Below are 11,244 nucleotides of genomic sequence, written 5' to 3' on the forward strand. Positions count from 1 at the left end.
GGCACCCTTCTTTTATTTCAGTCGGTTTGTTTTATCGGCATTTTGCGGCCAGTTGCATGGAAAAATGGCTGCATGTGTGCCCAGCCGTAGATGTATTTTTTAATACATTACTCCTTTATTTTGAAGCCCTTTTTTGGGGAGAAAAATTGCCACGACAATGTGCATAACTGCCAGGCACACCCGGTTTTGAATTTTCCGGTTTGGGCATTGTTTTTTGCAAAATGCAAGCATTGAAGCAGTTGTGAAAATATTTTGTAATGCAAGCCCAGCAATAATTCCCCGATTTTTTTATTCCCCATTTTAGGCTTTGGAAAATGCGCCGCCGGGCCAAAAAAAGTTTGCCACAAAATGTGTATTTCCGGTGTATAAGTCATGTAAAGGGCCGCAGGCTTGTATTAGCCAAAATGTCCACAAATGTTATCCACCGATGTGTACATCTCTGGCGCCTTTTTTTCGCCAGTCAAAATAGATTTGTCCTCCCGCCTAACTTTTTGTGGCGGGAAAACAGGACGGATATGGATCTCTTCAACATAAACTCTTTTGATATGCCCAGCGCCCAACAACCAACAGCCAAAGGCCTTACGTTTACCCGTAAGTTTACCCGCGACGATGTTCCCGTGTTCGACCTGTTCGAATACGACTACCGCACTTCGGTGATCCGCAACCCCAGTGGGGAAGTGGTTTTTGAAATGACCAATGTGGAAGTGCCGAAAGGCTGGAGCCAGATTGCAACCGACATCCTGGCCCAGAAATATTTTCGCAAAGCCGGCGTGCCGCAGCCCGATGGCACTTCGGGTCGCGAAACATCGGTAAAGCAGGTAGCGCACCGCATGGCCAATTGCTGGAAGGTTTGGGGTGAGCGCTATGGCTATTTCAACACCGATAAAGACGCCACCGTTTTTTACGAAGAACTGGTGTACAGCATACTGGCGCAAATGTGTGTGCCCAACAGCCCGCAGTGGTTCAACACCGGCCTGCACGAAAGCTACGGCATCACCGGCAAGCCGCAGGGCCACTACTTTGTAGACCAAAAAGATGGCCAGTTGAAAAATTCAACGTCGGCTTACGAACGTCCGCAGCCACATGCCTGCTTTATTCTGAATGTGGAAGATGACCTGGTTGGCGACGGCGGCATCATGGACCTGTGGGTTCGCGAAGCCCGCATTTTCAAATACGGTTCCGGTGTAGGTACCAACTACTCCAACATCCGCGGCGAAGGCGAAAAGCTTTCCGGTGGCGGCACTTCTTCGGGTTTGATGTCGTTTTTGAAAATTGGCGACCGCGCAGCCGGTGCCATTAAAAGCGGCGGCACCACCCGCCGGGCAGCCAAAATGGTGTGCTTGGATTTGGATCACCCCGAGATCGTGGAGTTTGTAAACTGGAAAGTTGAAGAAGAGAAAAAAGTAGCTGCGCTTATTGCTGCCGGTTACCCATCCGATTACGAAGGCGAAGCTTACCGCACGGTATCGGGCCAAAATTCGAACAACTCGGTGCGCATCCCCAACTCATTTTTTGAAAAGCTGGAGCGGGGCGAAGACTGGGAACTGAAAGCCCGCACCGATGGTCGCACGATGAAGAAAGTGCCGGCCCGCGAACTGTGGAACCAGATCAACTACGCCGCATGGCGCTGCGCCGACCCCGGCACCCAATACGATACAACCATCAACGAGTGGCACACCTGCCCCGAAGGTGGTCCCATCAGGGCTTCAAACCCTTGCTCGGAATACATGTTCCTCGACAACACCGCATGTAACCTGGCATCGGCCAACCTGATGAAATTCTTTGATGCCGACACTGCACAATTCGATGTGCATGGGTTTGCATACTGCTGCCGGTTATGGACAACCGTTTTGGAAATCTCTGTACTGATGGCGCAGTTCCCTTCGAAAGAAGTGGCCCAACTAAGCTACGAGTACCGCACACTGGGTTTGGGCTATGCCAACCTGGGCACCATGCTAATGGTAAGCGGCATTCCTTACGACAGTGAAAAGGCCCGTGCTATCTCGGGTGCTATCACCGCTATCATGACCGGTACGGCTTATAAAACTTCGGCGGAAATGGCTTCTTTCCTCGGTGCATTTCCCCGTTACGAAGAAAACAAGGAGCACATGCTCCGAGTAATGCGCAACCATCGCCTGGCGGCTTACGATGCCGACAGCTACGAAGGACTGAGCGTAAAACCACAGGGCCTGAAGGCCGAACATTGCCCCAATTACCTGCTGGCTGCTGCCTGCAAGGCATGGGACGATGCAGTGGAACTGGGCGAACAATACGGCTACCGCAATGCGCAGGCAACCGTAATTGCGCCCACCGGCACCATCGGCCTGGTAATGGACTGCGATACTACCGGTGTAGAACCTGATTTTGCCCTCGTTAAATTCAAGAAACTTTCCGGTGGCGGTTACTTTAAAATCATCAACCAGTCGGTGCCCGTGGCGCTGCGCAACCTGGGTTATGGTGCACGTGAGGTAGATGCTATTGTAAAATACGCTGTAGGTGCAGGCACATTTGCCGGAGCGCCCCACATCAACCACCAAACGCTGAGCGAAAAAGGCTTTATTGCTTCTGAAATTGAAAAGCTGGATAAAGCTGTTGGCTCGGCCTTCGAAATTGGATTTGTATTCAACGTATACAATCTGGGTGAAGAGTGCCTCCAGCGTCTGGGCTTCAAACCCGAAGATTATTACAACTTCGAGTGGAGCCTGCTGGAAGCGCTTGGATTTACCGACAGCCAGATCGATGCAGCCAACGATTACGTTTGCGGCACCATGACGGTGGAAGGTGCGCCTTTCCTGAAAGAAAGCCACCTGGCGGTATTTGATTGCGCCAATAAATGTGGTAAAAAAGGCGAACGCTACATTCATGCTCATGGCCACATCCGCATGATGGCTGCAGCGCAACCGTTCATTTCCGGTGCTATTTCCAAAACCATCAACCTGCCGCATGAAGCAGTGGTGGAAGAAATCGCCGATTCGTACATGCTGAGCTGGCAACTGGGCCTCAAGGCTTGTGCCCTCTACCGCGATGGTTCGAAAATGAGCCAGCCGCTGAGCAACAAAAGCGACAAGAAAAAGAAAGAAGAAGGCACCGAAGCAGCCGAAGAAAATGCGGTTGCAGAAAATGCTTTGCCTGCCGACAGCAACATCATCGACATGGGTCAACTGACCATCGAGGAGCTGTTGGATGAAGTGCAAAAGCGGGTGCAGGCTTCGCCCGATACACAGCTGAAGCGCCAGTTGGCACGCATTGTTGAACGCCGTGCACTGCCCGCCAAGCGCCGTGGTTTTACACAAAAAGCAAAGATCAACGGACAAGCCATGTTTGTACGCACCGGTGAGTATGCCGATGGCACACTGGGAGAGATCTTTATTGATATGGCCAAAGAAGGTGCTACCATGCGCAGCATGCTCAACTGTTTTGCCATTTCGGTTTCGCTTGGCTTGCAGTACGGTGTGCCGCTGGAAGAATATGTAGAAAAATTTGTGTTTACCAAGTTTGACCCAGCTGGTTTTGTTGAACACCCGAACATTAAATCGGCCACTTCGATTGTGGACTTTATCTTCCGCTTGCTGGGTTACGAATACCTGAGCCGCACCGACCTGGTGCATGTGCTGGACAAGCCCGAGGTAATGAACACCGGAAACGATGCCTGGGACGAGCCGGTAAAAACACCGGAACTGTCGCAAGTACGTGTAGTAGCACCAGCCGCAGCACCTGCTGCAAAGCCCATAGCGCAAAAGGTAGCTGCCAAAGCCGAAGTGAAAATGGACGCCGTAAACGCAGCAGCTAAAAGTATGCAAAGCGATGCACCGGCCTGTAACACCTGTGGTCACATTACGGTACGTAGCGGCACTTGCTACAAGTGTTTGAACTGCGGTAACAGCATGGGATGCAGCTAAGTACATAATGAAACAACTTTTAGAAAGGCATTATTAATCGACAGGCTATAATTACTGGGTTATGATAAGCAAATGCCCTGCAGCGATGCAGGGCATTTTTGTTGGGTGGAATATCATCGGCTTTGTGGAAAAAATCGGGTCGGGCCGTCATTGCGAGGCGCCGCAGGGGTTGTGTGTAATGAATTATTAAGTGCGCCGAAGCAATCTCCTGCATGGTGGCAGAAGTCTTATAGATGATTGTTTCGGAAATGTTTTGCAATAACTGGAGATTGCTTCGGCGCATAAGATGCCTGTAGCAAGGAAGCCGCCGCTGCGCCTCGCAATGACGATAAGGCGCTTCATTTAACCGAGCAGAAAAAGTTTCGGGAAGGGCATTGCGAAAGATTTTTCTACAAACAAAAATGCGCACCTGCATTAAGCAACTGCGCATCTCAATAAATAAAACGGATCTATTTATTATCGCCGCCAAAAATGCTGCTCACAGCACCTTGCAGCATCGGGTATTTTTCTACCACAAAATCCTTCAGCGTGTGCAGCACCTGCTGTGCCTGCTCATCCGAAAGGTTAGCGCTTGTTTTCAGGCGCTCTACTAATTCGTTTACCTGTCCTTGCGCATTGTCCTTGTTCATGCCGCCAAACATATTTCCAAACATGGTTTCGTATTTAAATGATGAATTGTGAATGATGATTTATTAGTTATGAATGATGAATTGTGATCAATGATGTAAACACAATTGTGAACACCCAATAATTTATAATCAATAATCCATAACTGCCTACGCGTTTACGCTACTTTCAAGAGGCTCAGTTTGCTCTTATCAAACTTACGGCGGGCATAGTCCATATCGAGGTTAAAAAACTTTTCTTTGGAAGAAGGCAGCTCAAACATCGCATCGGTAAGAATGCCCTCGCAAATGCTGCGCAGGCCACGGGCACCCAACTTGTATTCCATTGCTTTCTCCACAATAAAATCCAGCACATCGTCCTCTATATGCAACTGGATGCCTTCCAACTCAAACAGGCGGTGGTATTGTTTTGATAAAGCATTTTTGGGCTCCGTCAAAATGGCACGCAGCGTAGGTACATCCAACGGATCGAGGTGGGTAACCACGGGCAGGCGTCCCAACAGTTCGGGGATGAGGCCAAAGCCTTTCAGGTCCTGCGCATTTACATAACGCAGCAGGTTTTTCTTCATGCTTTCCTGCAGGCCTTTATCCACGTTGAACCCGATGGTATTGGTTTGCACCCGGCGGGCAATAATGCGGTCAATGCCGTCGAATGCGCCACCGCAGATAAAGAGGATATTTTGCGTGTTTATTTTAATCAGCTTTTGCTCGGGGTGCTTGCGGCCACCCTGTGGGGGCACCAGCACGTCGGTACCTTCCAGCAACTTCAGCATGCCCTGTTGCACACCTTCACCGCTTACGTCACGGGTGATGGACGGATTGTCGCCTTTGCGGGCAATTTTATCAATTTCATCGATGTACACAATGCCCCGCTCTGCAGCGGTTACATCGTAATTGCATACCTGCAGCAGGCGGGTTAAAATGCTTTCCACATCTTCGCCCACATAGCCGGCTTCGGTAAACACCGTGGCGTCTACAATGGCAAAAGGCACATTGAGCAACTTGGCGATGGTTTTGGCCAACAGGGTTTTACCGGTGCCGGTTTCGCCCACCATGATGATGTTGCTTTTTTCGATCTCGATCTCGGAGTTGGCGTGTTCGCCGGATTTGTACTGCAGGCGTTTGTAGTGGTTGTACACCGCCACGGCCATTACCCGCTTGGCCTCGTCCTGGCCAATCACATATTCGTCGAGAAACTTTTTGATCTCTACCGGCTTTTTTACCGTGAGCTTGAAGGAAGAGGCGGCTTTTTCATCACGCACCATCAGCTCCTGCTCAATGATTTCCCGGGCATGATCCACGCAGTTTTCGCAGATATGCCCTTCCTGGCCGGCAATCAGGATCTTTACTTCGTCGCGGCTGCGGCCACAAAAGGAACAGTGTAACAGGTTTTTTGCCATTGCTATGCAGTTGATGCGTATTATTTAGAGGCTGCTTCACGGGGTTAACGCTGCATCCACGAACAAAAGTAAAAAAATCCGTTGGGCAGAAAGGGTTAAAATAAGTCAGCAAAGTCGGAAAAGACGGTGAAGACAGGAAAGACGGCAGTCCGAAGTCCGATGTCGGCGGAGGAATTGCCGTTTTAAATAAAGCGAAAGTCCTGCCGGTAAGGAAAATATCTTCTATACCTGCAGGACTTTTATCATTATAAAAAGTCTTTTCCGACTTTCCTGTTTTCGGACTTCCGTCCTCGGTCTTCCGACTCCCTACACCAACTTCGTTACAATTTCATCCACGATGCCGTATTCGATCGAAGCTTTGGCGTCCATCCAATAATCGCGGTTAAAATCTTTCATTACTTTTTCAAAGGTCTGGCCGCAGTTCTCTGCCAAGAGGCGGGCGCCCATTTCCTTGGTGCGCTTGATTTGCTCGGCATGGATCTCCATGTCGGCACTAACGCCCTGGATATGGCCGCCCAGCGAAGGCTGGTGAATCATTACCTCGCCATGCGGGTAAATAAAGCGCCGCCCTTTGGCGCCGCCACTCAGCAGGATGGAACCCATGGAGGCCGCCAGGCCCATGCAAATGGTGCTCACCGGCGATTTGATCATTTGCATGGTATCGTAAATGACCATGCCGGATGTAACCGCGCCACCGGGGCTGCTGATGTAAAACTTGATCTCTTCACCGGGATTGTCGGCTTCGAGCAGCAGCAATTTGGTTACCACATCTTTTGCCGAGCGGTCGTCTACCACGCCCCACAGGTGAATGGAGCGGGTTTTAAAGAAATATTTTTCCAGCCTTTTATACAGCATTTCCGTGTCGGTCTTAGCCCGCAGTTCCTTGTCCTGTTCGGGTTCTTCTTCCGGTTCGTCTTCGCTGAAAATGCCTTTATTCAGATATAATTTATTCAGGTTCATTTGGGGTTAAGTTTTGTCGTGAAACGTAAATGGTCAATGGTGAGTGGTGAATAATTGACCATTCACCACTCACCATTCACGCAACTATTTTTTCTCTTTCCTTGGGTTAACCAACAGCACTTCATCTATCAGGCCGTATTCTTTTGCCTGGGTTGATGTCATCCAGTAATCGCGGTTCAGATCTTCTTCGATTTTCTCCACCTTTTCGCCGGAGTGGTGGCTGTAAATTTCATACAACTCCCGCTTCAGTTTTTTGATTTCGCCTACAGTGATCTCAATATCCGAAGCTTGTCCGCCAATGGCGCCACTGGGCTGGTGCATCATTACCCGGGCATGCTTGAGCGCTGCCCGTTTGCCTGCAGTGCCAGCGCACAGCAACAGCGAACCCATGGAAGCCGCCATGCCAATGCAAATGGTGCTTACATCGGGCGATACAAACTGCATGGTATCGTAAATGCCCAGGCCTGCATACACCGATCCGCCGGGGGAGTTGATGTACATATTGATGTCGCGGGTGCGGTCGGTAGAGTCGAGGAAGAGCAACTGCGCAGTGATGATGTTGGCCACTTCATCGTTGATGGGGTAACCCAGGAAAATGATGCGGTCCATCATCAGGCGGCTGTACACGTCCATTACAGCCACGTTCATGGGCCGCTCTTCAATGATATTTGGGGTGAGGGCCGTTACCAGGTATTTGTTGTAGCTGTTGAGCGTATTGCTGGACAAGCCACGGTCTTTAACGGCGTATTTTTCAAATTCAGAGGAAAAACTCATATCGTCTTGATTATAGGTAAGGCAATTTAATGGTTTAGCCTGTATCAAATAGCATGCTCGGGTGCAAATTGCGCCAAAAGGGCAGATGTGGGAAAAGGGTGGGGAGCCAATGGCGGCAAATAGTTGCGGCTAGCGGACAAATCAGGACAAAGGCGAGGCTTAGCACCATCGGTTGGTCGTGTTCTCAATGGGTGCCTTTGCCGTTTGTAAAAAAATAGAAACGCGCCGCAGGCAAAACCAAATGTTGAAGCCATAAAACAGCAGCCTCAAATCTTACCGCAGCCTATTGAAACGGTGGCGTTTTCGATGGCTTGTAAATAGGCTTCCGCCTATAAAAGGCGCCCGAGTTACCAGGGTAAACTTTTCTATTTTGATGCAATTCGTTTTTAACCCTTCACCCAAACCACCGTTATGAAAAAGCTCCTGTTCCTCATCCTGATGTATACCCAAAATGCAAGTGCACAACAACTGGCCCTGCTCGACCGCAACCTGCGGGATCCTTTTTTACTTCGCGACACGTTTACCCTGCAGGATGTAGCCACCGGATTTTTTCCGATCTACATCGAAGACATTCCCGCGGTGATTAAGCAATTGGAAGATTATGCCCAACAACTGGCTGCGCCTGATGCAGTGCAGGAGCCAACGGGAAATTTTTCCGCCCCGCATGTGCACTTGTTTTTGCAGCGCCGAAACAACCTGTATAGTTGTGTGTTGCAAAGCACCAACAAACAATTTTCCGTTCCGTGGATCATCGGGCAGGGCGGCCGTAAAGGCACCCTTCGGGAAATTTCCCGCTTCCTCGAATACCTGCGCCAAAACAGCGCTGTTGCCCTTGCAGCGCAGGAGTGAAGTGGTGTGTTTTAATGGCTGATTATTGTATTTGGTTTAAACAATGCATTAGCATACAGCTTAGGCAATTGTTGCAGTCTTTAATACGCTTGCGCTATGAAGCGATGAAAAGCCATGGGGCTAAAACCTGTATTCACAAAGATTGATTCCTTGCAATTTACGGCAGCGGGCCGTTGGCTGTTCCCATCATTTACCTTTGCTGCCAAATAATGGGTATGCAGATAAAGGAGCCTTACGGCAAAAAAGTGCTGCAAATACTGGCTCGCTTTGGATTGGATACATTCATCCTGTTATTGATCGGGATGGTGGTGCTGGCAAAACTTTACCCGCAGGGCGGCACCGGCAACGGCCCTTGGTCGCTGTCTTCGCTATCGGGTTATGGCGTGTCGCTTATTTTCTTTTTCTATGGGTTAAAGCTAAACCTTGCCGGGCTCAAAGCCGGCCTCCGCAACTGGAAGCTGCACCTGCTGGTGCATGGCAGCACATTTATCTTATTCCCATTGCTGGTGCTGCTGTGTAAAGGTTTATTTCCGCAAGATGCATATCCGTTGTGGCTCGGCACTTTTTTCCTGGCCAGTTTGCCCTCCACCGTATCGTCATCGGTAGTGATGGTATCCATTGCGGAAGGCAATATACCGGCCGCTATTTTCAACGCCAGCATTTCCAGCATACTGGGTGTATTTATTACGCCGCTCTTAATGGGTTTGGTAAATGTGGAAGCTGCAGGCAGCGCCAATGCTTCGGACGTTTTTTTGAAACTCATACTGCAGGTGCTCTTGCCGATTGTGCTGGGCATTTTGCTCAATAAAAAATGGGGGCATTGGGCTGCGCGGCACAAAAAAGGATTAAAGTATTTCGACCAGGCCGTGATCCTTTCCATTGTGTACACTGCCTTTTGCGAATCGTTTGAACAACGCCTGTTCAGCAATATCGGCCCAATGGAATTAGTGCTGCTCAGCATTGGGATGCTTGCCCTGTTCTTTGTTGTGTACGCCATCATCCAACTGGTGTGCAAAGCACTTTCGTTTAACCGCGAGGATACCATCACTGCCACCTTTTGCGGTTCCAAAAAATCATTGGTGCACGGCTCGGTGATGTTAAAAGTATTGTTTGCCAACAGCACCATTGCAGGTGTGTTGCTCTTGCCGTTGATGTTGTATCATGCATTGCAACTGGTGGTGGTAAGCATGCTGGCGCAGCGTTTAGCAAAAAATAAACAGCGTGCTGAAATGGTACCCGATCCCGGTGGCGCGGTTACGATTTGATCCATTTCAAATGATTACATAGGAAAGACGTTATCTGCTTTGAGTCTGTCATGCCGAACTTGTTTCGGCATCCCCTTGTGCTTTAGTAAACTCCGCGAGATATAGGAGATGCCGAAACAAGTTCGGCATGACAACACTGCGTGTGGGCGATGCTATGTTACAGAAAAATTTAAAAGGATATAGTAAGCCGCATTACAATATTTGCATATCATTTAGTGACTATTTTGCGCTTCTTTACAACAATCGCAACCACTATTTCCCGCCACTCACAGCACGCTGAATCCGCTCCTTCCAATCCGGGTCCGGTGCCTGGTGATGCATGTAAAACTCTTCGTAGTAAGCCTTGATGATGGCAGCCATCGGTGTAGCCAGCAAAATGCCGATGAAACCAAACGCCGCACCAAATGCCATAACCAAAAACAAGATGGAAACCGGGTGAATGTTCATGGCATTGGAGCGGATCTGCGGCATCACCACATCGGCCATGATTTCATCCATCGCAATAAAGAATATCCCTACCCACAATGCCGTGGTGTTGCTGATGGAAAGCGCCACCAGCGTAGGCGGCACTGCAGAAATATAAAATCCCAGTCGTGGAATCAATTCGGAAAAAAGGGCCAGTGCACCCCACACCCATGCACCGGGCACACCCAGCAGCGATAGCACTATGGTGGTGGCAATGCCGGAAATGACACCGCCAATCAGGTTCGACTTCAACCAACCGGTAAGCATCACGCTGGCATTGGCGTATGCCGTTGCTGCGCGGTCGCGTTTGTGCGGTGGAAACAGCGAAAAATATATTTCGAGCAGCGGCTTTGGATTAACCACTGCATACACCACCAGGCTAAAGAAAATGATCAGGAGCAAAACCGATTGGAGCACCGTAAGCGAAAAGTTGGTAAGCCGGTTGATGGCTTCCGATATGGACGGCAGCCAGTTGGCCGGATCGAGGCTGTTGTTGCCCGGTTTGCCATCCAGGTCGGGGAAAGCTTCCTGCAGCTTCGACATTTTATCTTGCAGTACCGCAGCATAGCCGGGCAGGTTGGCAATCAGCGTTCGCAGTTGCTCCATTACTTTGGGCACCACCAGCCACCCGATCAGCGCCAGCGCAATGGCAATGGCGCCAAACACAATCAGCGCAGCCCACCCGCGTTTGATGCCTTTTGTTTCGAGGCGGGCAACCGGCGTGTTGATGACAATGGCCAGCACCAATGCAAACAACAACACCAGCACCATATGGTAGGTACGCGCCAGCAGCCACAACAGGATGATGACCGCTGCTGCGGCAAATACAATTCGCAACAATGTTTTATACAAACTGGCTGGAGCCTGGGGCTGGTTCATAAAATGCAACAGGGAGAAAAAGATCCGTTGCAGTACATCAGAAAAAATAAGGCCATGCAGCAATTGGCTATTGCGGCATTAACAGTAATTGCAATCCAGTGCAGAGAAATGTTATCAATTCGTTGCG

The 11,244-nt window shown here is 49.8% G+C and carries 8 protein-coding genes; 3 read left to right on the top strand and 5 right to left on the bottom strand.

What is annotated here, in order from left to right; genetic code table 11:
* Window positions 1-515 precede the first annotated feature (515 nt).
* Window positions 516-3,899, top strand: a complete 3,384-nt coding sequence (locus DRJ53_RS11825) for a vitamin B12-dependent ribonucleotide reductase (RefSeq protein WP_241558529.1) — start codon at window positions 516-518, stop codon at window positions 3,897-3,899.
* Window positions 3,900-4,348: 449 nt separating this feature from the next.
* On the opposite strand, the gene DRJ53_RS11830 is transcribed toward DRJ53_RS11825, so the two are convergent.
* The 4 genes from DRJ53_RS11830 to DRJ53_RS11845 all read right to left on the bottom strand — a co-directional run bounded on the left by DRJ53_RS11830 (window position 4,349) and on the right by DRJ53_RS11845 (window position 7,659).
* Window positions 4,349-4,552, bottom strand: a complete 204-nt coding sequence (locus DRJ53_RS11830; RefSeq protein WP_240040766.1) for a hypothetical protein — start codon at window positions 4,550-4,552, stop codon at window positions 4,349-4,351.
* A gap of 131 nt (window positions 4,553-4,683) precedes the next feature.
* Window positions 4,684-5,925 carry an ATP-dependent Clp protease ATP-binding subunit ClpX gene (clpX, locus tag DRJ53_RS11835; protein ID WP_114235843.1) on the bottom strand — a complete coding sequence of 414 codons (1,242 nt, stop codon included), beginning with the start codon at window positions 5,923-5,925 and terminating at the stop codon, window positions 4,684-4,686.
* Between the two features lie 306 nt (window positions 5,926-6,231).
* Complete coding sequence (locus DRJ53_RS11840; protein ID WP_114235844.1) at window positions 6,232-6,885, bottom strand: ClpP family protease; 654 nt, start codon at window positions 6,883-6,885, stop codon at window positions 6,232-6,234.
* 84 nt (window positions 6,886-6,969) lie between these two features.
* Window positions 6,970-7,659 (bottom strand): ClpP family protease, encoded by a 690-nt coding sequence (locus DRJ53_RS11845; protein WP_114235845.1) that lies wholly within the window; start codon window positions 7,657-7,659, stop codon window positions 6,970-6,972.
* A gap of 411 nt (window positions 7,660-8,070) precedes the next feature.
* Here DRJ53_RS11845 and DRJ53_RS11850 point away from each other — a divergent pair, with 411 nt between their 5' ends.
* Both DRJ53_RS11850 and DRJ53_RS11855 read left to right on the top strand, forming a co-directional pair.
* Window positions 8,071-8,508, top strand: a complete 438-nt coding sequence (locus DRJ53_RS11850) for a hypothetical protein (RefSeq protein WP_114235846.1) — start codon at window positions 8,071-8,073, stop codon at window positions 8,506-8,508.
* Between the two features lie 215 nt (window positions 8,509-8,723).
* A complete protein-coding gene (locus tag DRJ53_RS11855) occupies window positions 8,724-9,773 on the top strand; it encodes a bile acid:sodium symporter family protein (RefSeq protein WP_114235953.1) in 1,050 nt (349 codons plus the stop codon).
* 252 nt (window positions 9,774-10,025) lie between these two features.
* On the opposite strand, the gene DRJ53_RS11860 is transcribed toward DRJ53_RS11855, so the two are convergent.
* On the bottom strand, window positions 10,026-11,078 hold the full coding sequence (locus DRJ53_RS11860) for an AI-2E family transporter (protein ID WP_162303862.1): 1,053 nt from the start codon (window positions 11,076-11,078) through the stop codon (window positions 10,026-10,028).
* Window positions 11,079-11,244: the final 166 nt, after the last annotated feature.

The sequence above is a fragment of the Paracnuella aquatica genome, from assembly GCF_003332885.2.
In the GTDB taxonomy this organism is placed as follows: Bacteria; Bacteroidota; Bacteroidia; order Chitinophagales; family Chitinophagaceae; genus Flavisolibacter; species Flavisolibacter aquaticus.

Coding starts and splice junctions, on each gene's coding strand:
- DRJ53_RS11825 (WP_241558529.1), top strand. CDS start 516: ATGGATCTCTTCAACATAAACTCTTTTGATATGCCCAGCGCCCAACAA.
- DRJ53_RS11830 (WP_240040766.1), bottom strand. CDS start 4,552: ATGTTTGGAAATATGTTTGGCGGCATGAACAAGGACAATGCGCAAGGA.
- clpX (WP_114235843.1), bottom strand. CDS start 5,925: ATGGCAAAAAACCTGTTACACTGTTCCTTTTGTGGCCGCAGCCGCGAC.
- DRJ53_RS11840 (WP_114235844.1), bottom strand. CDS start 6,885: ATGAACCTGAATAAATTATATCTGAATAAAGGCATTTTCAGCGAAGAC.
- DRJ53_RS11845 (WP_114235845.1), bottom strand. CDS start 7,659: ATGAGTTTTTCCTCTGAATTTGAAAAATACGCCGTTAAAGACCGTGGC.
- DRJ53_RS11850 (WP_114235846.1), top strand. CDS start 8,071: ATGAAAAAGCTCCTGTTCCTCATCCTGATGTATACCCAAAATGCAAGT.
- DRJ53_RS11855 (WP_114235953.1), top strand. CDS start 8,724: ATGCAGATAAAGGAGCCTTACGGCAAAAAAGTGCTGCAAATACTGGCT.